Below are 22426 nucleotides of genomic sequence, written 5' to 3' on the forward strand. Positions count from 1 at the left end.
GGTCCAGCGCCGGCTACCAGCTCAACCGCTCGATCACCGCATCCGGATGCACCGCCTGCCGACCGAGCCAGTCGGCCACGTCGCCGAGGCGGTGGTGCTCGGCCGTGACGCCGAGTTCCTCCGCGTGGATGCCCCGGGCAACCAGCAGGCTCGCGATGCCGAAGCCGCGGGCCCCCGCGATGTCGGTGCGGATCGCGTCGCCGATCGCCAGGACCCGGGCCGGATCGACCGGGGCGCCGGTGAGGTCGCCCCCCTTGGCGAGCGCCGCCTCGTAGACAGGCCGGTGCGGCTTGCCGGCATAGACGACATCGCCACCGATCTCCGCATAGGCCGCCGCCAGCAGGCCCGCGCAGGGAATCAGCCGGTTGCCGCTCTCCACCACGAGGTCGGGGTTGGCACAGATCATCGTCAGCCCGCGGGCGGCGAGCCGCGTCAGCTCCGGCCGGTAATCCTCGGCGGTTTCGCTGCGGTCGTCGAACAGGCCGGTGCAGACCACGAGGTCGGCCTCCGCCTCCGGCACGAGGCTGAGGTCGAGGCCCTGGAAGATGCCGAGGTCCCGCTCCGGCCCGATATGGCGGATCCGGGCACCGGGCCGCGCCGCGATCAGGCCGCGGGTGAGGTCGCCCGAGGTGAGGATCGCGTCGTAGGCCTCGCGCGGCACCCCGAACCGATCGAGAATCCGCCCCACGCCGTCGCCGGGCCGCGGGGCGTTCGAGACCAGCACCACCCGGCGCGGCCGTGGACCCGGCAGGCCGCGGAAGCGGATCAGCGCTTCGCCCGCGGGCGCGTGGGCCTTCTGACCGTCGTGCAGCACGCCCCAGACGTCGCAGAGGATCAGGTCGTACCGGTCGGCGATGGCGCCGAGGCCGTTCAGGGTCGGGATAGCGGTCATCACAAGTCCTGGTTTCAAAAGGTCCGGGACCTTTTGCGGGTGCAGGGCGGAGCCCTGCTGGGCTCGGGCAAAGCCCAACATCGGAGCTGCGCCCCGATACCCCGCCAAAGGGCTCGCCCTTCGGGAACCCCTTACCGGCGTTTCGGGCCTAACCGATGTTCGGCGAAGAAGTCGAGCATCGCCCGTGAGGCGTCGGGGCCCTCGCGGTCCGTGTAGCTGCCCTCCGGGCGGCCGCCCGACCACGCGTGGCCGGCGCCGCGCACGCGCCAATCCTCGACCACCACCCGGCCGGACGAATCCCGGTAGCGGGTGCGGGTGAAGGGATGGCCGCGGCCTTCCATGGTTTCGGACCGGGCGGTCAGCCTCGCCACGTCGGCCTGCGCCAGGACCTGATCGGCGTTGCGGACGCTCACCGTCCCGTCATCCTCGCCGTGGAAGACGATCGTGGGCACGCGGGTCGCCGTGGCGGGCGCCCCGAACGGCGTCGCCGTGCCGAGCCCCGGCGCCCCGACCTGCATGGCCATCAGGGCCGAGCCGAGGTCGCGGGCGCAGCCGGCCGCGAGGCCCGAATGCACCCCCACGGCGGCGTAGAGGTCCGGATAGGCTCGGGCGATGTTGAGGGCGGCCGCGCCCCCGGCCGAGAGGCCCGCGATGTAGACCCGGGCCGGATCGATCGGGTGCTCGGCCATGATCGCGCGGGTGAGGCCTGCGATGATCGCCGGCTCGCCCGAGCCGCGGGCCTGATCGCGGGGGTCGTACCAGTTCCAGCAGCGTTGGGCATGGGCCTGCCGGCTCTGCGCCGGGTACGCGACGAACACGCCGGCGCGCTCGGCCAGGGTGTTCATGCCGGTGCCGGCGGCGAAATCGTCCGGATTCTGCATGCAGCCGTGCAGCATGACGACGAGCGGCGCCCGGGCGTCCGGACGGCTCGGGATGAACAGCTTGTAGTCGCGGCTGCCGGCGGACTCCGCGTGGCTCAGGGCCACGAAGCGGCCCCCCGGAGGAACGGAAAGGTCAGTGGGCGGCGCGGGCTGCCGCAGAGGCTTGCCCAAACCCTTCAGGCCGCGCACGACCTGCCCGACGACCTCGCGCACCCGCGGTCCGGATTCGGACGAATCCCGATCCGTGCCGGGACGCGCGTCAGGGGCCGGTGCGTCACGGCGGGCCTGCGGGGCGCCGCCGAGGCTGCGCTGGATCAGCGCGGTGGCCTCGTCCAGGCGGCCAAGGCCGGTGAGGCGGGTCGCCTCGATCATGTCGGCCCAGGGCGAGGTGCCGGACCCGCGCAACGACTCTCCATCGCGGCTGCCGAGATCGTCGGTCATGCGTGCGCGCCTCGCTGTCTCAGCATTCCTGTCGCGGCTGGGACCGAGGCGACGAAGCCACCGCATGGACCATCCTCACCATCCGATCGATGGTACGCCGAGCTTGGATTGTGCGCTGCAATAAACCGCGCCGTGCTGCGCCGCAACACCCGGCGACGCGGGTCTGCCGGGCGTATCAGGCCGGCTCGTCGGTGCCGATATAGTCGGACCAGATCGCGGCGGCACCGAGGCTCGCCCGGAACGCATCATGGCGGATGCGTTCGCCCTCCGTCAGCCGGCTTCGGTACGGGCGCGGCGCCGCTGCGGTCGCCTGACGGGCGGCCGATCCCGCGATTGGGGCGGCGATCGCCACCTCCGTCAGCCCGAGACTGGTCTGCTTGCCGCCGAGCAGCTCGACATAGACCTCGGCCAGGATCTGGGCGTCGAGGAGCGCCCCGTGCCTGGTGCGCTTGGTGTTGTCGATGCCATAACGGGAGCACAGGGCGTCGAGGTTGTTGGCCGCCCCCGGGTGCTTGCGCCGGGCCATCGGCAGGGTATCGACCACGTCCTCCAGCCGGATCGGCGGCGGGGCGCGGTCCCCGAGCCGGGCGTATTCCATGTTGAGGAAGCCGACATCGAAGGGCGCGTTGTGGATCACGAGCCGCCCGTCGACCAGGAAATCCAGGAGATCGCCGACGATCTCGGCGAAGAGCGGCTTGTCGGCCAGGAACGCGTCCGACAGGCCGTGGACGTTGAACGCCCCCTCGGAGACCGCCCGCTGCGGGTTGCAGTAGCGGTGGAAGGTGCGGCCCGTCGGGATGTGGTTGAGCAGTTCCACCGCGCCGATCTCGATCAGGCGATCACCACCCTTCGCTTCCGTGCCGGTGGTCTCGGTGTCGAGGACGATCTCGCGCAGCATGGGTCTCGCGGCTCGGCGGGGTGAACAGAGCGAACCCTAACGCGATACGCCGGGGCGGTTAACCCGCCCTACTCGCTTGCTCACCGCGACATGTTGCGGAAGACGCAGACGCGTCCCTGGTCCTCATATCCCGCCGGGCAAGCGGCGACGCAGGCACCGGCCGCGATCTTCTTCGGCGGTGGGCAGGCCCCAGCGACTTGCGCTTCGGCCGGCACGGCCCAGAGCAGCGCGACCGCCATCCCAGCGAGAAGGCGGCCGGGCCGGATTGAATCGAAGAGTCTGAGACGCCGCCTCATCATATCCACCCCGTGGTTCGCTCGCTCCCGCGCAAACGAAAACCGCAGATATGAAACTGCACGACTGCATCATCCGTCGCCTGGGTGCGACGGCGCACGGTCCCCCGTCAGCCGGGCGATGATCCGCGCCACCTCGGCCTCGGCCGCGGGAAAACCTTGGCTCGTGTCGATGACGAAATCGGCCCGGGCGCGCTTCTCGGCATCGGGCATCTGCTTGGCCAGGATCGCCGCGAAAGTCGCCTCATCCATGCCGGGGCGGGCCAGCACCCGGGCGCGCTGGATCTCGGGCGGCGCGCTCACCACCGCGACCGCGTCGCAGCGGCCTTCGCCGCCGGTCTCGTAGAGGAGCGGGATGTCGAGGACGACGAGCGGGGCGTCCGCGTGCCGGGCCAGGAACTCCGTGCTGGCCGCCCGGACCCGCGGATGGACGATCTGCTCGAGTGCCGCCATCCGGTCGGGCGCATCGAGCACCGCCGCGCGCAGACGCGTCCGGTCGACGCCGCCTGCCGCGTCGCGCACGCCCGGAAAGGCCTTCTCGATTGCCGCCGCAGCCGCACCGCCGGGGCCGTACAGGGCGTGGACGGCGGCGTCGGCGTCGTGGACCGGGACACCGCGCTTGGCAAACAGCGCCGCGGTGGCCGACTTGCCCATGCCGATCGAGCCGGTGAGCCCGAGCACGACGGGTCCGGACCCGGCCTTCGGCCTCATCGCTGTCTCAGATCCGGCCTTCGGCCTCATCGGACGAGATCCGCCACGATCCGGTCGCGCAGGGCGGGGGTGACGGTGGGGCGAGGGCCGAACCAGGCCTCGAAGCCGGGCACCGCCTGGTGCAGCAGCATGCCGAGCCCGTCCACGGCGGCCAGCCCTCGGCGGCGCGCCGCCGCCAGGAGATCGGTTTCGAGCGGCGCGTAGACGATGTCGGCCACAGCGGCCCCGGCCGGCATCGGGGCGAGGTCGATGACGAGGGGCGGCTGGCCCTTCATGCCGAGCGACGTGGTGTTGACGAGGAGACCGGTCTCGGCGAGCGCCGCCGGCAGGTCGTCCCAGGCGAGGGCGTCGGCGATGCCGGGGGCGAGGGCCGTCACCGCCTCGGCCCGGGCCGGGGTGCGGTTGGCGACCAGGATGCGCCGCATGCCCCGCTCGGCCAGCCCGACCACGATCGCCCGGGCCGCGCCGCCGGCGCCCAGCACCACGGCGGTACCGTTCCCGCGCGCGGGCCAGTCCGTCCCCAGGCTGTGGTCGAGATGGGCGCAGAAGCCCGGCGCATCGGTGTTGTCGCCCCGGATCCGCCGGTCGGGCCCGACCACCAGGGTGTTCACGGCCCCGATCTTTTCCGCCCGCGGCGTCAGGGTGTCGGCGAGCGCGCAGGCCGCCTCCTTGTGGGGGATCGTGACGTTGCCGCCCCGGAAGCCCGAATCCGGCAGCGACCGGACGAACTCCGGAAAGGCCTCCGGGGCCACGTCCAGCCGCTCGTAGGAGCCGGAGATCGCGTGCTCGGCGAGCCAGTGGCCGTGGATCAGTGGCGAGCGCGAATGGGCGATCGGGTGGCCGACCACGAAGGCACGAGGCACGGGGCTGCTCACGCCGCGCAATCCTGCGCCAGTCGACAGGCCGGGCCGCCGGCCTCCTCGATCTGTAGCGTGGCATGGCCGATGCCGAAGCGCGCCCGCAGGCCCTCGGCGGTCTCGGTCAGGAATCCGTTGCCGGACAGGCGGTAGCCTTCTTCCATCACGAGATGGACCGTCAGGGCGACGCTGGTGGTGCTCATCGGCCAGATGTGCAGGTCGTGCAGGTCGGCGACGCCGGGTCGCCCGCGCAGGAAGCCGGTCACGGCCTCCGGCGAAATCTCCTGCGGCACGGCATCGAGCGACATCGCCAGGCTGTCGCGCAGGAGCCCCCAGGTCGCCCAGACCACCAGGCCGGCGATGACGAGGCTGACCGCGGGGTCGAGCCACGCGAGCCCGGTGAGCTGGATCACGAGGCCGGCGATCACCACCCCGGCCGAGACCGCGGCATCGGCCGCCATGTGCAGGAAGGCGCCGCGGACGTTGATGTCGCCCTTGGCGCCGCTGGCGAACAGCCACGCAGTCAGGCCGTTCACCAGGATCCCGATGGCGGCCACCACCATCACGGTGGTGCCGGCCACGGGCTCGGGATGGGCCAGCCGGACCAGAGCCTCCCAGATCACCGCCCCCATGGCGATCAGCAGGAACACGGCGTTGAACAGGGCCGCCAGGATCGAGGAGCTGCGATAGCCGTAGGTGAAGCGCGCGGTGGCCTGCCGGCGCACGAGGATCGCGGCGACCCAGGCGGCGGCGAGACCCAACACGTCCGACAGGTTGTGGCCGGCATCGGCGACAAGCGACATGGAGTTGCTGAGATAGCCGTAGATCGCCTCCACCACCACGAAGACGGTGTTGAGCGCGATGCCGATCGCGAAGGCCGGCCCGAAATCTTTCGGGACATGCGCGTGGCCGCCATGGCCTCCATGGGAATGCCCGCCATGGGAATGGCTACCGTGGGAATGGCTACCGTGGGAATGCCCCCCGTGGCCGCCGTGCGAATGGTCGTGTCCCGCCAAGGCGGTACTCCCTCAGAAAGCCAGAAGCCCGGCGGCGCGCAGCCGCGCGAGGAGCGGCAGCAGCGGCAGGCCCAGCACGGTGCTGTGATCGCCTGCGACCGATTCGAACAGGTGGATGCCCGGCCCCTCGAGCTGGTAGCCGCCGACGCTCGCCCGCACGCGATCTTCGCCCGCGCAGTCCACATAGGCCGCGATCGCCCGAGCATCGAGGGGGCGCAGGGTCAGCCGGGCGGTCTCCACGAAGGTGTCGCGGACGGATCCGGCCAGCGCCACGGCGGAATGCAGGGCGTGGGTCCGGCCGGCGAGGCGGGCGAGCTGCGCCCGGGCCGCCGCGGCATCGGCCGGCTTGTGGAACACGGTGCCGTCGCAGTCGAGCACCTGATCGGCGCCGATGACGACGCGTCCGGGATGCCGGGCCGCCACCGATTCGGCCTTGGCGCGAGCGAGGTGCAGGGCGAGATCGGGCGGGGACAGGCCGGCGCTCTGCGCCTCCAGGGCGCGCTCGTCGACCTCGGGGGACGCGGTCTCGACCGGCAGCGCGGCGCTCTCCAGCAGGAGGCGTCGGGTCGGGCTGGTGGAGGCGAGGAGGAGCGGGGCCGAGCCGGTCCAGGGCGAGCGGAGCATCGCGCCAGTGTCACGGATCCGGCGCAGGGCGCAAGACGGCGATCGTATCGGGGGCTGCGACGAGCCCCGCCGTCGGAATGGACCGGCGGGCGGGGCTGTCGCGGGGCCGTTACGCAACCTGGCGCCCGAGATGACCTTGGCACGGGTCGGTTAGGGGAAGGTCAACGGCCGGGACAGGGAACTTGTCCATTCCGTGCCGAGAAGGGACAGGCACCGTTTATCTCCCTCCCCCGCAGAGGGGGGAGGGTGCGCGCGCGTCAATCGAAGTTCAGGATCGAGGCGAGGCGGAACTGCGTCCCGGGCTAGGCTCCGGGACTATCGCAGCGCCGCCGGGGAGGCGTGCGCCTCAGGTGTTCATCGAGTCGAAGAAATCGCCGTTGCTCTTGGTCTGGCGCAGCTTGTCCATGAGGAACTCGATCGCGTCGGTGACGCCCATCGGGTTGAGGATGCGGCGCAGCACGTAGGTCTTCTTGAGCGCGTCCGGCGGGACCAGCAGCTCCTCCTTGCGGGTGCCCGAACGGGTGATGTCGATCGCCGGGAAGATGCGCTTGTCGGAGACCTTGCGGTCCAGGATGATCTCGGAGTTGCCGGTGCCCTTGAACTCCTCGAAGATCACCTCGTCCATGCGCGAGCCGGTGTCGATCAGCGCGGTGGCGATGATCGAGAGCGAGCCGCCCTCCTCGATGTTGCGGGCCGCGCCGAAGAAGCGCTTGGGCCGCTGCAGGGCGTTGGCATCGACACCGCCGGTCAGCACCTTGCCGGAGGACGGCACCACCGTGTTGTAGGCGCGGCCGAGCCGGGTGATCGAATCGAGCAGGATCACGACGTCGCGCCCGTGCTCCACGAGGCGCTTGGCCTTCTCGATCACCATCTCGGCGACCTGCACGTGGCGGGTGGCCGGCTCGTCGAAGGTCGAGGCGATGACCTCGCCCTTCACCGAGCGCTGCATGTCGGTGACCTCCTCGGGCCGCTCGTCGATGAGCAGCACGATCAGGTAGCACTCGGGGTGATTGAGGGTGATCGACTGCGCGATGTTCTGCATCAGCACGGTCTTACCCGTGCGCGGCGGCGCCACGATCAGGGCGCGCTGGCCCTTGCCGATCGGCGCCACGATGTCGATGATCCGCGGCGAGAAATCCTTCTTGGTCGGGTTGTCCAGCTCGAGCTTGAACCGCTTCGTCGGGAACAGCGGCGTCAGGTTGTCGAAGTGGACCTTGTGCTTGATCTTCTCCGGGTTCTCGAAGTTGATCGTGTTGACCTTCAGAAGCGCGAAATACCGCTCGCCGTCCTTGGGGCCGCGGATCGGGCCCTCGACGGTGTCGCCGGTGCGCAGGCCGAAGCGGCGGATCTGGGTCGGCGAGATGTAGATGTCGTCGGGGCCGGGCAGGTAGTTCGAGTCCGAGGAGCGCAGGAAGCCGAAGCCATCCTGCAGCACCTCGACGGTGCCCGAACCGATGATCTCGATCTCCTTGGCAGCGAGCTGCTTCAGGATCGCGAACATCAGCTCCTGCTTGCGCATGGTCGAGGCGTTCTCGACCTCGACCTCCTCGGCGAAGGCCGTCAGGTCGGTGGGCGTCTTCACCTTGAGATCCTGGAGCTTGACCTCGCGGACACCTTCAAGGGCGGCGGGGAGGGCCGGCGCATCGGCCGGCTCCTCGGTCTCGATCTCGGCGAGGGCGTCGGGATGTGGCGTCATGGGGTGTCTTGCAACCGACGGAGAAGGTGGGAGGGCCGGTTCTGTGCCACGCACCCGGGGGACGGGCGGCGATGGGCGGGCCGCGCTGCGGCGAGGGGCCCGAGGATCAGGGTGGCGAAACCGTTCTGGCAGGACCCTCACAGGCGCGCTACGGCGCAGACCGTGTGATGAGGGCCCGGTACGGATAACGCGTTTCGCCCCCACACTCAAGTGCCTTGCACGGAAGGCACGGCGAGGGCGCGCTAAAGGCCCTCGCGGACGGGTTGCGTCAAGGTTAGACAGGCGACGCCGCGGACGGACTTGGAACCGGGTCCGATCGGGATCGTTCCCCGTCCCGGTGCTGCAGCGCAGCAGACCGTGAACCTGTTTCAGACCCGCAACCCGTTTTTGATCCGCCATCCGTTTCAGACCCGAAAGCCCATTAGACCACCATGCGCGACGATGCCGCCGGACGCACCATCACCGCCCACGAGCCGCGCCGGATCCCATGGCTCGACGTCGTGTTCGGCTTCGGCCCGATGGTGCCGATCGTGGTCGGTGCCGCGGCGGCCTGGTGGCTGAACGGGCAGCCGCTCGACTATCTCGTGGCCCTGTTCACCCTGCTGTACGCGGCCTCGATCCTGCTGTTCCTCGCCGGCGTCCACCGGGGCGTCAGCTTCCGGACCGAGGGCGGCCCGCGGCTGTCGCAGATCGTCACGATGCTGGTGATCTACGCGCTCGGGCTGTTCAGCTTGTTCTCCGCCGTGATGGGCAAAGCCGTTCCGGCTCTGGCGATGCTGATCCTCGGCTACGCCCTGGTCGGGATCTTCGATCCGATCGCGGCGCGCTCCGGTGCGGTGCCCCTGGCGCATGCCCGCCTGCGTCCGCTCCAGATGCCGATCGCCGTGGTGAGCCTTGCGGTGCTGCTCTGGCTGAAGCTGACGGCGCCGTACTGACGTCGTCCGGCGGCACGCGGCACAACGCGCCGTCGGATGCAGCATGTTCTCACCCGGACTAACGGGTTCCTCGATCACGGTTGGAGAAGGCGAGCGGTATCAGAACACGCGCCTCTCCCTCCTCTGCGGGGGAGGGAGAGGCGCGTGGTGGATCCAGCCGAGCGCAGGGTCGCATCCGCAAACCGAATTCCCCTTTCGCACCGCATGCTCTAGAGCCCGGCCGCAGGATCCCCGCCTGGCGGGGACGATTCAATCCGATGCCGGATCCGCGCTCCGGGTCCGCGAGAAGCGAACGCGCCCCCATGTCCAAGGCCGATACTCCCAAGGCCGAGAAGGCCGACATCCTTAAGCCCCGCCTGCCGCGCGGCTTCGTCGACCGGCGCGCCGGTGAGATCGCCGCGCAGCACCGGATGCTGGAGACGATCCGGCGGAGCTTCGAACTCTACGGCTTCGAGGCGCTGGAGACCCCGTTCGTCGAGTACACCGAGGCGTTGGGCAAGTTCCTGCCCGACCTCGACCGGCCGAACGCGGGCGTGTTCTCGTTCCAGGACGACGACGAGGCGTGGCTGTCGCTGCGCTACGACCTGACGGCGCCGCTCGCCCGGTTCGTGGCCGAGAATTTCGACGCCCTGCCCAAACCCTATCGCAGCTACCGGGCCGGCTACGTCTTCCGCAACGAGAAGCCGGGGCCGGGCCGGTTCCGCCAGTTCATGCAGTTCGACGCCGACATCGTGGGCGCGGGCAGCATCGCGGCCGATGCCGAGATCTGCATGCTGATGGCCGACACGCTGAACCGGCTCGGGCTCGGCGGCCAGTACGTGGTCAAGGTCAACAACCGCAAGGTGCTCGACGGCGTGATGGAGGCGGCGGGCCTCGCGGGCGACGACCGGGCCGGCCAGCGCCTGACCGTGCTCCGGGCGATCGACAAGCTCGACCGGCTGGGCGTCGACGGGGTGCGCCAGCTCCTGGGCGCCGGCCGCAAGGACGAGAGCGGCGACTTCACCAAGGGCGCGGGCCTCGACGAGGCGGCGATCGGGCGGATCCTGGCCTACGTGTCGTTCCAGGCCAGCGCCGCGGACGGCGCCGACAAGGTGGCGTTCTGGGAAAAGTTCTTTGCCGGCTGGCACGACGCGGTCGGCGATTCGGAGACCGGCCGGGAGGGCATTGCCGAACTGCACGCGATCATGCGCCTCTGCGCGGCCGCCGGCTACGGCCACGACGTGATCCGGGCCGATCCGAGCGTCGTGCGCGGGCTCGAATACTACACCGGCCCGGTCTACGAGGCCGAGCTGACCTTCCCGGTGACCAACGAGGACGGGCAGACGGTGCGCTTCGGTTCGGTGGCGGGCGGCGGGCGCTACGACGGGCTGGTCGGGCGGTTCCGGGCCGAGCCGGTGCCGGCGGCCGGCTTCTCGATCGGCGTCTCGCGCCTGTTCTCGGCCCTGCAGCTCGTGAATAGCCCGCTGCTCGCCGGCACCGAGACTCCTGGGCCGGTGGTCGTGCTGGTCCTCGATCGGGAGAACATGGCCGATTACCAGCGCCTCGTGGCGCTGCTGCGTGCCGACGGCATCCGGGCCGAACTCTATCTCGGCGCCGCCGGCATGAAGGCGCAGATGAAATACGCCGACCGCCGCCGCGCCCCGGTGGCGATCATCCAGGGCTCGAACGAGCGCTTGGCCGGCGAGGTCCAGATCAAGGACCTGATCGAGGGCGCCCGGGCGGCGGAGTCCATCGCCAGCAACGCCGAGTGGAAGGCCGCGCGGCCGGCGCAATTCTCCTGTCCGGAGGCCGATCTGGTGGCGCAGGTCCGTGCCGTGCTGGCTCGGCACTTTCCGTCGACCGCGGGTTGAAACGCACAAGCCTCCGCGGCGTTGTTCCCGGTCGATGCCGCGACCTTGTCGGCAGGGAAATCCGGGGATGCGCTTCAAGACGCCCACGCTGATCCTGCCGGCCGTGCTGCTCCTTGCCGGCGCAGTACCGGCTTCCGCAGCCCGCCCGGTGCCCGGTCAACTGCCCAGCGCCGTGGCATCGGCCACGCCGGGAACCGGCAGCGCGCCGGTCCTCAGCGCCGGCGTCGCGGGCGCCCCCGCACTCGCTTCCCTGACCCGGAAGAAATCCGCACGGCGACCCCGCGGTGCCCGCCTCGGCAGCGCCCGCCCGCTCTGAGACCGCAAGCGAGTCCGGGTTTCCCAAGGGCGAGCCCTTGGGCGGGGGTTCGGGGGCGGAGCCCCTGAGACTTGGGCTTCGCCCAACACCGGGTGGAACCCGGCACCAGGGCTCTGCCCTGGACCCGCGAAAGGTCTCGACCTTTCGAAACCGGGACGTTGCTCTACCGCACGCAGACCGGCGGCAGCGCGGCGCGGACCTTGGCGGCGAATGTCGCGAGGTCGCAGCCGCCATCCCGCGCCGGACAGATCCCGATCGCCAGTGGCAGCGAGACCGGCGGGTCGCGGGGGCCGAGCGGCCGGGCGGTGCGCAGTTGATCGAGGGTCTGGGCGTAGATCTTGACCCGAACCGTCCGCGCCCCGGTCTCGGGATGGCCCCAGACCTCGAAGGCCAGGGTCGTGTCCGGGGCCGTCGGGTCCGGCTGACCCGGGAGCGACCAGCCGACCCCCAGGGCGCCCGACAGGTTCGACAGGGTGGTGTCGTGACCGGCCAGCATGACGAGGCGCGCGCTCGCCCCGAGCGGTGGGACGCCGAGACCCCGGGGCGCCTCGCCCTGCAGCAGGTCGGCGAGCATCCGCAGCAGCGTCGCCGCGCGGAACTGGGCGATCTCGGGCGTCCGCCGCAGGAGGTCGGCCGAGCGCCGGTGGGCGGGCAGCAGAGTCGCCAGGGTCTCGGTCGAACCCTGCCCCCAGGCGACCTGTTCGGCCGGCAGGCCCTCCGCGTATTCCAAGAGCAGGTTTTCCGACACCGTGGCGGCGAGCGCCAGCGGACCGGCGATCTTCAGCCCATTCGGCTCGGCGACTAACGTGCTCGGGCCGTCCAGGCAGGCGGCCGGGACCGCCGCGCAGGCCTGCGGGCCGAGGATCCGTTTCAGCGCCGCGATCGCCTTCTCGGACGGCTTGTCGGTCACCGCGATCCCGCCCACCGTCCGGCTCTGGATCGCCGCCAGGGCCACGACCGGCTCCAGGGGGCAGATGCGCCCGCTGTCGAAGACCGGATCGACGGCACCCACCGGCCCATGACGCGCCACGAGGCCGCAACCCGGGAGGACGGCGTCGGCCAGGATCTGGCCGCTCCGGCGGGTGCGGTTCGCGGCGCCGTCCGCCCAGACCTGTACGGCGTTCGGCGCCGGGCAGCCGGTCGCGGGCAGCAATTCCGCCGCGGCATAGACCGTCCGCAGGTAGGCCCCCATCTGCGTCAACGCCTCGGCCCCGTGCGGGGTCAGCTCGCCCGGCTCGACCGGGAAGGCGGGCCAGGGCCGGCCGGTCTTAGCCTCCAGCGCGGCCGGCGAGGCGGTCGGCGCGCGTACGCCGTGGCGGGTGACCGTCACCACCCGTTCGAGCTTGGGCTCGGCCCGGGCGGGCGCCTGCGCCGCCAGGATCAGGCTCAGCGCCGCGGCGAGGCCCACCTGCCGCCGACCGGGAATCTGAAAGACGCGCCGAGTCATCCCGGGATCTGCTCCACATCGCCGCCGGATGATCCGACCACCCGACAATGCTCAAGCTCATGCGAAGAAGCAATCCATCCGCTTTCTAAGTCTTAACCTGCTGGATTTCGGATCGTATCGACTTCATTTTTGGTTCGTATGATCCATAAACCACAATCTAACGCTTCATTTTATCGGTTCACACATTGAATGTTCTGGTTTCGAAAGGTCGAGACCGTTCGCGGGTGCAGGGCAGCGCCCTGCTGTCGGGCTGTGCCCGATGGTCGGCCTCTGCCCGCACCAGGGCTTCGCCCGATCTGTCAGGGCTCTGCCCTGACGACCCGCCAAAGGGCGAGCCCTTTGGAATCCCCTGATCGGCGTGACGATCGGGCCGGACGGCCCCTGCGCAGTCCCGCGCGCCGGACCAGCGCGGGGTGTGTCGCCAAGCCCGGCCGTGGTTGCTACAGAGCGCCCGCGAGGTGGACACGATGACACGACCGGAGGCGGGTGAGACGGGGGCGGGGGACGCGGCGCGGACGCGTCTGCTCGCCCATCTGACGGCGGCGGGCTACCGGCCGGTGACGCCGCCGGTGCTGCAGCCGCTGGAGCCGTTCCTGGAACTGTCCGGCGAGGATATCCGCCGCCGGATCTTCGTGACCCAGGATGCGGCCGGGGCCGAGCTGTGCCTGCGCCCGGAATTCACCATTCCGGTCTGCCGCCTGCACCGGGCCGAGGCCGACGGGCGGGTGGCCGATTACAGCTATTGCGGCCCGGTCTTCCGGCTGGCGGCCGACGAGCCCGACGAGTTCTTCCAGGCCGGGATCGAATCGATCGGGCGCACCGACACGCCGGCCGCGGACGCGGAGGTGCTGGGCCTCGCCCTCGAAGGTCTCGCGCTGTTCGGCCGGCATGATCCGGCGGTGCGGCTCGGCGATATGGGCCTGACCGTTGCGCTTCTCGACGGGCTCGCGGTTCCGCCCGCCGCCAAGCGGCGGACCCTCCGAGCGCTCGCCGCCGGGCGCTCGCTCGACGCCGTGACCAATGGCGCCGGGGCGCGGCCCGAGGATCCGCATGCCGGCCTGCTGGCGGCGATCCAGGGCCAGGACCCGCGGGGCGTGCGCGCCTTCGTGGAGGACGTGCTGGCGATCGCCGGGATCTCGGCGGTGGGCGGGCGCAGCGCGGGCGAGATCGCCGAACGCTTCCTCGCCAAAGCCTCCGCGCAGGCCCATGGCGGGGCCGGGCTCAACACCGAGAACCGCGCGATCCTCGACCGCTACCGGGCGATCGCCGGCCATCCGGACGCGGCAGCGCGTGATCTGCGAGCGCTGGTCGCCGACGCGAACTTGCGCCACGACGCCCTCTCGGCCGCCCTCGACCTGTTCGAGGAGCGCACCGGCTTCATCGCGGCCCGGGGCCTGCCGATCGAACGCTTCCGCTTCCAGGGCGGCTTCGCCCGCAACCTCGACTATTATACCGGCTTCATCTTCGAGGTGACCGAGCGCGACGGCCCGATCCTGGTCGGGGGCGGGCGCTACGACGGGCTGCTGGGGCATCTCGGCAGCCCGGTGCCTCTGCCCGCGGTGGGCTGCACCTTCTGGATCGAGCGCGTGGCGGGAGCCGGACAATGAGCGCTTCCGAGCCCCTCAACTTCGAGCCCCTCATCTTGGCGGTTCCGTCCAAGGGACGCCTGCAGGAGAATGCCAGCGCGTTCTTCGGCCGCGCGGGCCTCAAGCTCGCGCAAGGCGCGGGCGCCCGCGATTACCGGGGCAAGCTGCTCGGCGTGCCAGACGTCGAGGTGCGCTACCTCTCGGCCTCCGAGATCGCCGCGCAGCTCGCCTCCGGCGCCGCCCATCTCGGGGTGACCGGCGAGGACCTGATCCGCGAGACCCTGCCGGACGTGCGCGGCCAGGTGGAATTGCTGACGCCGCTCGGCTTCGGCAACGCCACCGTGGTGGTGGCCGTGCCCCAGGCCTGGATCGACGTGCGCGACATGTCGGATCTCGACGAGGTCGCGGCCGGGATGCGCGCCCGCCACGGCCGGCGCCTGCGGGTCGCCACCAAATACGTGAACCTGACCCGCCGGTTCTTCGCCGAGAAGGGCGTGGCCGATTACCGGATCGTCGAGAGCCTGGGTGCCACCGAGGGGGCGCCCGCCGCCGGCTCGGCCGAGATCGTGGTCGATATCACCACCACGGGGGCGACGCTCAGCGCCAACGCCCTGAAGGTGCTGGAGGACGGGATCATCCTGCGCTCGGAGGCGAACCTCGTGGCCTCGCTCAAGGCGCCCTGGGGCGCGGGCCAGCGGGCGGCGCTGCGCACCGTGCTCGGCCGCATCGCCGCCGAGGAGCGCGCCCGCACGACCCGAGAGGTGCGCGCCGCCCTGCCGGAGAGCGGCACGATCGACCTCGCCACCCTCGCAGGGCTGCACGAGGCGGAACTGCCCTACGGTGCTCCGCGGGGGCCGGAGGGTGAGATCGTGCTGCGCTGTCCGGAGGGCGCGGTGTTCGACCTCGCCGGCGCGCTGGTCGAGGCCGGGGCACGGGCCGTGACGGTGCGGCGGGTGGACTACGCCTTCGCGGCCGAGAACCCGCTGGCGGAGCGGTTGCTGGCGCGGTTGTAAGGGCGTTCGTCGGGCCTGCACGCGTGATCGCTGCGAGCTATTGCGGCCCCTGCTTGGCGAACTCCGAAAGCACGCCGCGCAGCACCTTCAGCCGCCCGTCATACGCGGCCGTCAGGCAAGCTACGTCGGCGCCGCAGGTCCGGCGCTCCTCGAGCCACGCTTCCTGATCCTCGCGCAGCTTCCCCTGGCCACCCATCGGCAGCACGGCCTTCAGGATCTCGAACCGGGTCGCCATCTCGACGTCCCGGTCGTTGAGGGGAAGATGCGCGCAGATCGCCTTCTCGTCGGCCGCCGTGGCCTTGTCGCAGGGGAAGCTCGCCGCGTAGGCCGGGGCGTTGGCCCCGAGGGCGGCGAGGAGCAGGGCGAGGACGAGCGGCTTCGACATAGCCTGCCAACGAGCCGGTGGCGGAAAGGCTCCCGCGCGCCGACAGCGTGGCGAAACGCGCCCGGGATCACAGGATCCCCGGATCAGAGGCCCGGCTTGACCACCACCAGGATGACGATGACGATCATCAGGAGCGTCGGCACCTCGTTGAGCACCCGGTAGAACCGGTGGCCGCGGGTGTTCCGGTCGGCGGCGAAGTCCTTGACCATCCGGGCGAGCCAGCCGTGGATGCCCGACATCGCCAGCACCAGCACGAATTTCGCCTGCAGCCAGGGGGCCGCGTAGTAGCCGCTCATCCAGGCGAGGATCAGCCCGAACACCCAGGTGGCGATCAGCGCCGGAGTCATGATCGCCTTGAGCAGGCGGCGCTCCATGACCTTGAAGGTCGCCGATTGCCCCTCGGAGCCCGGCGGCAGGCTCGCGTGATAGACGAACAGCCGGGGCAGGTAGAGCATGCCCGCCATCCAGGCGATCAGGCTGACGATGTGCCCGACCTTGATCCAGTCGTACAGCACGGCCGGCTCAGCCCCGCAGCCGTGCGAGCATGCGCTCGACATGGGCGACCGGCGTCTGCGGCGTGATGCCGTGGCCGAGGTTGAAGATGTGCGGCAGGCCTGCCGTCGCGGCCAGCACGGTGTCCACCGCCGCGTCGAGGGCCGCGCCGCCCTCGATCAGCGTGTCCGGATGCAGGTTGCCCTGCGTGACCGTGGAGGCCGGGACCCGGGCGCGCAGGGCCTTCAGGTCCACACCCCAATCGACCCCGATGGCGTCGGCAGCGGTCTCGGGCACCACCCGGGCATGGCCGTCGAGCCCGGAGCCCCGGGCGAATACGATGATCTTGGCCCCGGGCACCCGGGCACGCACGCCCGCGATCATCCGGGCGATCGGCCGCAGCGACCAGCGGGTGAGGGCATCCACGCTCGCGTCCGGAAGCGCGCTCTCGGCCACGTCGCCAACGGGCTCGACGGTGCCGCCCGCGGCGGGAACCGCCAGCGGCAGGGTGCCGGCATGGGATTCGAAGATCTGCACCGCATCGGCGCCGGCTTCGAGCTGCCGCACGAGGTAGTCGGTCTGCACGGTCACGAGGCGGTCGATCAGGGTGTCGACCAGGGCCGTGTCGCCCTCGGCCAGCGCCCGCGCCGGGGCGAGGTCCGGGGTACCGCGCCCGCCGATCATGTAGCTCGCCACCGTCCAGGGGGCGCCGCAGAAGCCGAGCAGCGTGGTCTCGCGGGGCAGTTCGGCACGCAGCCGCTTCACCGTCTCGAAGACCGGGGCGAGGTGGGTCATCACGGCCGGATCGCCGGCCTCGCGCAGCTGCGAAAACGCCTCGCGCCCGTCGAGGGGGTCGAGGCGCGGCCCCTCGCCCTCCACGAAGCGCACGTCCTGACCCAGCGCGTGCGGGACGACGAGGATGTCCGAGAACAGGATCGCGGCGTCGAAGCCGAAGCGCCGGATCGGCTGAAGGGTAACCTCGACGGCGAAATCCGGATTGTAGCAGAGGTCGAGGAACGAGCCCGCCTCCGCCCGGCTCGCCCGGTATTCCGGCAGATAGCGGCCCGCTTGGCGCATCATCCAGGCGGGGGGCGGCCCGATGGCCTCTCCCTCGAGGACACGCAGCACCTTGCGTTCCCCCTGCGGCGTCCCCGTCATCTGCGCTCCACCCCCGCTTGTCCGATCCGGAATGCCTGTCGGCGTGCCTCCTGTCGAGTCGCGGCACGCCGATCCCCACACAGGCCCCTTCGAAAAGAAAAGAGAGATTCTAGGACTCTGTTTTTTCTATTGGGGGGGCGAGGATCGGGCGCGCAATCGGGTCCACAGGCCGTCCCCGCCGCCGCGCCGTTAACGAGGCTTTAAAGGATTCGCTCCATATTGCGAGAACCGGATGGTCCGACAGCGCCTTGGCTACGCCGAGTCGTGTACGCACCCCCCGTGTGTCCCGGATTGTCCCACGGGGCCGGATTCCGCCTGCCCAAATCGCGGGCCTGTGAACGGCGGAGTCGATAACCGAACACCGTCCTGTTCTGGACCGGCCCGGTCGGGCATCCTATCCACACTGATCGACTCCCCTGGCGGCCGGCGGTGGATAACCCGGGCCCCGTGACGAAGGCGACCAGATGGGCCGCAGCTATTTCCACCTCCACCTCGTCTCCGACTCGACCGGCGAGACGCTGATCAATGTGGGGCGGGCGGCGGCCGCCCAGTACGAGGGGGTGTCGGCGATCGAGCACGTCTACCCGCTGGTACGCTCGGCGGCGCAGCTCGACCGGGTCATCTCGGAGATCCGGGCCGCGCCGGGCCTCGTGCTCTACACCCTGGTGGGCGGCGATCTCGGTGAGCGGCTGGAGGAGGTCGCCCGGGAGACCGGGTCCCCGTGCCTGTCGGTGCTGCGGCCGGTCCACGACCTGCTGCGCGCCTATCTCGGTGCCGAGACCACGGCCCGGCCGGGCGCCCAGCACATGCTGAACGCGGAGTACTTCAAGCGCATCGACGCGATGAACTTCACGTTGGCCCACGACGACGGCAACCTGCCGGAGGATCTGGAGCAGGCCGACGTGATCCTGCTCGGGGTCAGCCGCACCTCGAAGACGCCGACCTCGATCTACCTCGCCAATCGCGGCCTCAAGACCACCAACCTGCCGCTGGTGCCGGGGATGCCGCTGCCGCCGGCGATCGAGCGCGCGCGCAAGCCGCTGGTGGTGGGCCTGTTCGCGTCACCGGAGCGGATCGTGCAGATCCGCCAGAACCGGCTGTCCAGCCTCAACGCCGACGAATCGTCCCTCTACGTCGACCGCTCGGCGGTGGCCGACGAGATCACCATGTCGCGCCGGCTGTTCGTCAAGAACCGCTGGCCGACGATCGACGTCACCCGTCGCTCCATCGAGGAGACCGCGGCCGCGATCGTCGACCTCTACCGCGACCACCGCCTGAAGTTCATCGCGGATTGAGTCCGGGGTTCCCAAAGGGCAAGCCCTTTGGCGGGGTGTCGGGGCAGCGCCCCGACGCTCGGCCGAAGCCCGACAGAGCAGGGCGCTGCCCTGCACCCGCAAAAGGTCGGGGACCTTCTAAAACCGGGATTTTTCAGCTCCCGCTCAGGACCGCACGCACCAGGGCGAGGCCGGCCAGCAGGCCCACCAGACCGGTTGCCACCGAGGCCAGCACGTAGAGGGCGGCCATGGCCGTCTCGCCGCGCTCGTACAGGCTGATCGCGTCGAGCGAGAAGGTCGAGAAGGTGGTGAAGCCGCCGAGAATTCCGGTGGTCAGGAACAGCCGGGCCGGGTGGCTGGCCGCGCCCCGCAGGGCGAAACCCTCGGCCAACACGCCCATCAGGAACGAGCCCAGCACGTTGATGATCAGCGTGGCCAGCGGAAAGCCGAGACCCGGCAGCAGCCGCGCAACCGCGACGTTGACGCCGTGCCGGGCACCGCCTCCGAGTCCGGCGCCGAGGATGACGATGAGGGTCTTGATCATGCCTGCCCTTCCTGTTTCGGTCGGGCGGACCTCACGCGTCGCGGCTTCGGCGCACGGCCCCACCGCGGACCGCGAAAAGCGCGCCCGTGCGGTAGGAGCCATCAGCCCGGCATGCGGATGCCGGGCGGTTGTCGGGGAGCTCCATCCCCATCACCGACAGATCTAGCGCAGGACGGTGCAGGGGGGAACCGGGTTTCCCGGCCCCCATGCCGGTTCGGGGATCAACGCGCGAAGGTGAAGTGGCTGCGCTGCGCGATCTGGGCGGCGTAGAAATCCTCCACCACCTCGCGGACCACCTCGGCGAGCTCGTCGCCCCGGTGCTCGTCGAGCTGGATGTCGCTGCCCACCGTGCGCCCGCTGGCGCAGTGCGCCGCGCCGGGCATGAGGCGCTCGTTGTAGCGCTGGTTCAGGCCCGAGACCGAGATGAAGTTGCTGCCGCCGAGTTCTGGCCCGTACTTGATCTTGATCTTCTGCTCGGCCTCGAGCCCGCGCAGCTGCGCGCAGAGGCTGATGAAGTTGTCCTGATCGATCCTGGCCTCGAGGCCCGTGATGCTGCCGTGGACGTTATCCTCCTCGTTGAGCACTTCGGCCATGAGGTTCAGGACGCCCACGACCGGCTGCAGAGCCCGGCTGCCCTCGTCCAGCAGCTTCTGGCGAAACGCGTTGCTCCGGGCATCGGCTTCCTGCAGCCGCGCGCGGAACCGATCCTTGACGTCATTCGCGCGTGCCATCGCGCTCCTCCCTCGTGGTTCACCCGGTTCTTGTTCGTCCGGATACTGGGAACCTATGGAGGTTTTTCAGATGACGCAACATCGTGCAAAATATTGATGCCTGCCCGGATCTTAAGCCATTGCACAGGAATAGTACTTGCCTAGGGACTGTGCAATGGCCTTCGATCAGGCGGTCGTCACTTCAGAAGCTGCAGCAGGCTCCGGCCGGCGGGGGTCTTGAGTTCCTTGGCGTCGAGCTTGCCGTCGCCGTCCGGATCGGCCGCCTTGAAGCGCTGCTCGACCAGGGCGAGGTATTCCTTCCGGTCGAGGGTGCCGTCGGAATCGGGGTCGGCCGCCTTCAGATCCTTCTTGCTGACCCGGCCCTTCAACTCCTTGGCGTCGACGGTGCCATCCTTGTCGGTCTCGGCGGCGTCAAAAACCTTCCCGGCCGCCGCCTGGGCCTCGGCGAGGTCGATGGTGCCGTCCTTGTCGGTGTCGACCATCTTCAGCGTGCGCTCGGCGCCGGACGACCGGGCCAAGGCCGTGGTCGGAAGTGTGGCCGGCAGGACCAGGGCGGCACTGAGCGCCGCGGCGAGGATGGGTCGGATCAGGGGCGTGGACATGTCGAGCGGGTCTCCGTGGCGATCTGCGCCGGCGACCCAAATCATAACCGCGGTGGCTGTTCCCGAACCGTCCTTCACAAGCCGAGGATCGCCAAGATCCACGGGACTCGACACAAGACCGAAAGCCTTCGATCGGTCATCCCACCCTCTCCCTCATCCTGAGGTGCCGGAGCGCAGCGGAGGCCTCGAAGGAGCCCTCCAGGGATCGCGCGGCTGGCTGGAGCCCTCCTTCGAGGCTCGCTACCCTCGCACCTCGGGATGAGGGGGATTGGGTGGGATCGCTCATGACCCAGCCACGGGATGCTGTCGTGTACCGTGGCCAAGACCCCGGCGGCTCTAAGCCTTTGGTGTGACGCGCTCTCGTGCGCCGAACCGGCGTCCACTTCGGCGGAGAGCGCTCTAGCGGGCCGGTCCGTCGAGGGGCGCCAGCCGGTCCGGCCCCGGTGCGGCGGCCACCGGTTGGGCGCGTGACAGGCTGCGCGCCAGGGCCGGCAGATCCGGTCCGGCCGCGCCCGCGGCGCCGAACACCGACCGGTCGAGGGCCGCGAAGGCGGCGGCGAGGTCGGGCTGCGCCCGCCAGATCCGGGCCAGCTCCGGCGCCTCGCGCATCGCCGCATCGAGGGCGGCGCGGAACCCGGCCGGATCGTCGGCGCGGGCTGCCGCCCGCAGGCGCCGCCGGATCGGCCCGGACAGGCGCAGGGTCGGCCGGCCCAGGCCGAAGCCGATCAGCGCCAGCCCGAGCCCGAAGGCGGCGAGCGCCGCCGCGGCGACCGCGAGGGGCGCGGGGACCGGCGGGGGCGCCCGGTCGGTCTCGCGGTCGGGCAATCCGCCGCCGATCTGCCGGGCCGGGATCTCGGTCTCGCGCATCGTGCGGGTGTTGGTGTCGAACCAGGGGATCGCGATCGCGTCGAGGGGGATGATTTCCGGCACGCCGGGCTTCACGTCCCACTGGTAGGTGGCCCGGGCCACGGGGCCCGAGGGGGTCAGCAGGGTCTCGCGGGTGACGGGGCCCGCGAAGGTGATGATACCGCGGGTGCGCATCACCGGCCGGGGCGGCAGGCCCTCGGCCACCATGCCCTGGACCTCCAGGGTGACGATCCGACGGGCGGTCTCGCCGACCTTGATGGTCTCGGGATCGGGGCTCCACGAATCGGTGACCGCCACGTCCCGGGCGGGCAGCCACCAGGGCTCCTTGGCGTCCGGGCCGCCCGTGGCGGCGGTCCAGGGCGCCACCGGGAAGGGGATCGGCTGCGAGTGGATCTCGACCACCCGGCGCTCGCCGACATCGTTGACGGTGAGCTTGTGGGTGAACGGCTCGATCGTGAACTGGCCCGCATGATGGGGAAAGATCGCCACGGTGCGGTCGAACGCGATGGCGCTCTGGCCGTCCGGGAGCTTGGCCTTGCTCCAATGATCGCGGCCGAGCTGCGTCCAGGAGAAGTTGGCGAGCGAGGGCTGAACCACCTCCTCCAGCAGGATCGGCTGCTTGTAGACCCCGTGGATCTTCAACAGCACCATCTCGCGGGGGAAGGGGGCGCTGTTGCCGTTGCGCTCGGCGGTGACCGTGAGGGTGAGGTCGCCGGGCTCGATCTCGGCCTGGGCGGCGAGGGGGGTGAGGGCGAGGAACAAACCCGTCAGCAGAATGCGGCTCCTCCCTCCCCCCCCTGCGGGGGAGGGTGGCCCCCGAAGGCGGTCGGGTCGGGACGAAGTCCCGCAAGGGGGGAGCGCCGGTGCCGGAGAGGTCGCGACGGGCGTGAAATCCTGCAGCGTCGCGCTGCCCCTCT

22 protein-coding genes and 1 riboswitch are annotated in these 22426 nt (G+C 70.7%); of the genes, 6 read left to right on the forward strand and 16 right to left on the reverse strand.

Translation table 11 applies throughout. From position 1 onward, the window contains the following. Positions 1 to 13 precede the first annotated feature (13 nt). The 8 genes from OXS27_RS12975 to rho all read right to left on the reverse strand — a co-directional run bounded on the left by OXS27_RS12975 (position 14) and on the right by rho (position 8309). Positions 14 to 892 carry a TIGR01459 family HAD-type hydrolase gene (locus OXS27_RS12975; protein ID WP_267356529.1) on the reverse strand — a complete coding sequence of 293 codons (879 nt, stop codon included), beginning with the start codon at positions 890 to 892 and terminating at the stop codon, positions 14 to 16. Between the two features lie 131 nt (positions 893 to 1023). Next, positions 1024 to 2214: a PHB depolymerase family esterase gene (locus tag OXS27_RS12980; RefSeq protein ID WP_267356530.1), complete on the reverse strand. Its 1191-nt coding sequence runs from the start codon at positions 2212 to 2214 to the stop codon at positions 1024 to 1026. A 175-nt stretch (positions 2215 to 2389) separates the two neighbouring features. Continuing rightward, positions 2390 to 3112, reverse strand: coding sequence for a DNA polymerase III subunit epsilon (gene dnaQ / locus OXS27_RS12985; RefSeq protein WP_267356531.1), 723 nt, complete (start codon positions 3110 to 3112; stop codon positions 2390 to 2392). A 365-nt stretch (positions 3113 to 3477) separates the two neighbouring features. Further along, positions 3478 to 4116, reverse strand: a complete 639-nt coding sequence (gene coaE / locus OXS27_RS12995; RefSeq protein ID WP_267356533.1) for a dephospho-CoA kinase — start codon at positions 4114 to 4116, stop codon at positions 3478 to 3480. Between the two features lie 26 nt (positions 4117 to 4142). Further along, positions 4143 to 4991, reverse strand: coding sequence for a shikimate dehydrogenase (locus OXS27_RS13000; RefSeq protein ID WP_267356534.1), 849 nt, complete (start codon positions 4989 to 4991; stop codon positions 4143 to 4145). Next, a complete protein-coding gene (locus OXS27_RS13005) occupies positions 4988 to 5989 on the reverse strand; it encodes a cation diffusion facilitator family transporter (protein ID WP_267356535.1) in 1002 nt (333 codons plus the stop codon). Before OXS27_RS13005 ends, OXS27_RS13000 begins: the two co-directional genes overlap by 4 nt. A 12-nt stretch (positions 5990 to 6001) precedes the next feature. Next, positions 6002 to 6613 (reverse strand): Maf family nucleotide pyrophosphatase, encoded by a 612-nt coding sequence (locus OXS27_RS13010; RefSeq protein WP_243923011.1) that lies wholly within the window; start codon positions 6611 to 6613, stop codon positions 6002 to 6004. 346 nt (positions 6614 to 6959) lie between these two features. Continuing rightward, positions 6960 to 8309: a transcription termination factor Rho gene (gene rho / locus OXS27_RS13015; RefSeq protein WP_267356536.1), complete on the reverse strand. Its 1350-nt coding sequence runs from the start codon at positions 8307 to 8309 to the stop codon at positions 6960 to 6962. Positions 8310 to 8740: 431 nt separating this feature from the next. Here rho and OXS27_RS13020 point away from each other — a divergent pair, with 431 nt between their 5' ends. The 3 genes from OXS27_RS13020 to OXS27_RS13030 all read left to right on the forward strand — a co-directional run bounded on the left by OXS27_RS13020 (position 8741) and on the right by OXS27_RS13030 (position 11410). Continuing rightward, positions 8741 to 9244 carry a DUF3429 domain-containing protein gene (locus OXS27_RS13020; protein ID WP_267356537.1) on the forward strand — a complete coding sequence of 168 codons (504 nt, stop codon included), beginning with the start codon at positions 8741 to 8743 and terminating at the stop codon, positions 9242 to 9244. Between the two features lie 302 nt (positions 9245 to 9546). Then, positions 9547 to 11094 carry a histidine--tRNA ligase gene (hisS, locus tag OXS27_RS13025; RefSeq protein WP_243923017.1) on the forward strand — a complete coding sequence of 516 codons (1548 nt, stop codon included), beginning with the start codon at positions 9547 to 9549 and terminating at the stop codon, positions 11092 to 11094. Positions 11095 to 11161: 67 nt separating this feature from the next. Next, positions 11162 to 11410 carry a hypothetical protein gene (locus tag OXS27_RS13030; protein WP_243923019.1) on the forward strand — a complete coding sequence of 83 codons (249 nt, stop codon included), beginning with the start codon at positions 11162 to 11164 and terminating at the stop codon, positions 11408 to 11410. A 163-nt stretch (positions 11411 to 11573) separates the two neighbouring features. On the opposite strand, the gene OXS27_RS13035 is transcribed toward OXS27_RS13030, so the two are convergent. Beyond that, entirely contained in the window at positions 11574 to 12857 is a 1284-nt protein-coding gene (locus OXS27_RS13035; protein ID WP_267356538.1) for a histidine-type phosphatase, read from the reverse strand. A 467-nt stretch (positions 12858 to 13324) separates the two neighbouring features. On the opposite strand from OXS27_RS13035, the gene OXS27_RS13040 reads away from it, so the two are divergent. Both OXS27_RS13040 and hisG read left to right on the forward strand, forming a co-directional pair. Next, positions 13325 to 14464 carry an ATP phosphoribosyltransferase regulatory subunit gene (locus OXS27_RS13040; RefSeq protein ID WP_243923023.1) on the forward strand — a complete coding sequence of 380 codons (1140 nt, stop codon included), beginning with the start codon at positions 13325 to 13327 and terminating at the stop codon, positions 14462 to 14464. Continuing rightward, positions 14461 to 15456: an ATP phosphoribosyltransferase gene (hisG, locus tag OXS27_RS13045; RefSeq protein WP_267356539.1), complete on the forward strand. Its 996-nt coding sequence runs from the start codon at positions 14461 to 14463 to the stop codon at positions 15454 to 15456. Before OXS27_RS13040 ends, hisG begins: the two co-directional genes overlap by 4 nt. 37 nt (positions 15457 to 15493) lie before the next feature. Here hisG and OXS27_RS13050 read toward each other — a convergent pair whose 3' ends face one another. From OXS27_RS13050 to OXS27_RS13060, 3 genes are all read right to left on the reverse strand, one after another. Then, positions 15494 to 15841 (reverse strand): lysozyme inhibitor LprI family protein, encoded by a 348-nt coding sequence (locus OXS27_RS13050; RefSeq protein WP_243923027.1) that lies wholly within the window; start codon positions 15839 to 15841, stop codon positions 15494 to 15496. An 83-nt stretch (positions 15842 to 15924) separates the two neighbouring features. Continuing rightward, positions 15925 to 16356: a protoporphyrinogen oxidase HemJ gene (gene hemJ, locus OXS27_RS13055; protein ID WP_243923029.1), complete on the reverse strand. Its 432-nt coding sequence runs from the start codon at positions 16354 to 16356 to the stop codon at positions 15925 to 15927. A gap of 7 nt (positions 16357 to 16363) precedes the next feature. Further along, positions 16364 to 17491, reverse strand: coding sequence for a uroporphyrinogen decarboxylase (locus tag OXS27_RS13060; RefSeq protein ID WP_243923031.1), 1128 nt, complete (start codon positions 17489 to 17491; stop codon positions 16364 to 16366). Positions 17492 to 17955: 464 nt separating this feature from the next. Between OXS27_RS13060 and OXS27_RS13065 the strand changes: the two genes are divergently transcribed. After that, on the forward strand, positions 17956 to 18786 hold the full coding sequence (locus OXS27_RS13065; protein WP_243923033.1) for a pyruvate, water dikinase regulatory protein: 831 nt from the start codon (positions 17956 to 17958) through the stop codon (positions 18784 to 18786). Positions 18787 to 18919: 133 nt separating this feature from the next. Here the strand turns inward: OXS27_RS13065 and crcB are convergent, their stop codons facing one another. From crcB to OXS27_RS13085, 4 genes are all read right to left on the reverse strand, one after another. After that, entirely contained in the window at positions 18920 to 19309 is a 390-nt protein-coding gene (crcB, locus tag OXS27_RS13070; RefSeq protein ID WP_243923035.1) for a fluoride efflux transporter CrcB, read from the reverse strand. A gap of 85 nt (positions 19310 to 19394) precedes the next feature. Next, positions 19395 to 19467, reverse strand: a riboswitch (Fluoride riboswitch). A 63-nt stretch (positions 19468 to 19530) separates the two neighbouring features. Further along, on the reverse strand, positions 19531 to 20040 hold the full coding sequence (locus tag OXS27_RS13075) for a hypothetical protein (RefSeq protein WP_267356540.1): 510 nt from the start codon (positions 20038 to 20040) through the stop codon (positions 19531 to 19533). A 176-nt stretch (positions 20041 to 20216) separates the two neighbouring features. After that, complete coding sequence (locus OXS27_RS13080; RefSeq protein ID WP_243923039.1) at positions 20217 to 20642, reverse strand: EF-hand domain-containing protein; 426 nt, start codon at positions 20640 to 20642, stop codon at positions 20217 to 20219. A 399-nt stretch (positions 20643 to 21041) separates the two neighbouring features. Then, on the reverse strand, positions 21042 to 22271 hold the full coding sequence (locus OXS27_RS13085; RefSeq protein ID WP_346733005.1) for a hypothetical protein: 1230 nt from the start codon (positions 22269 to 22271) through the stop codon (positions 21042 to 21044). Positions 22272 to 22426: the final 155 nt, after the last annotated feature.

It is taken from the genome of Methylobacterium sp. GC_Met_3, from assembly GCF_026540775.1.
Taxonomy (GTDB): Bacteria; Pseudomonadota; Alphaproteobacteria; order Rhizobiales; family Beijerinckiaceae; genus Methylobacterium.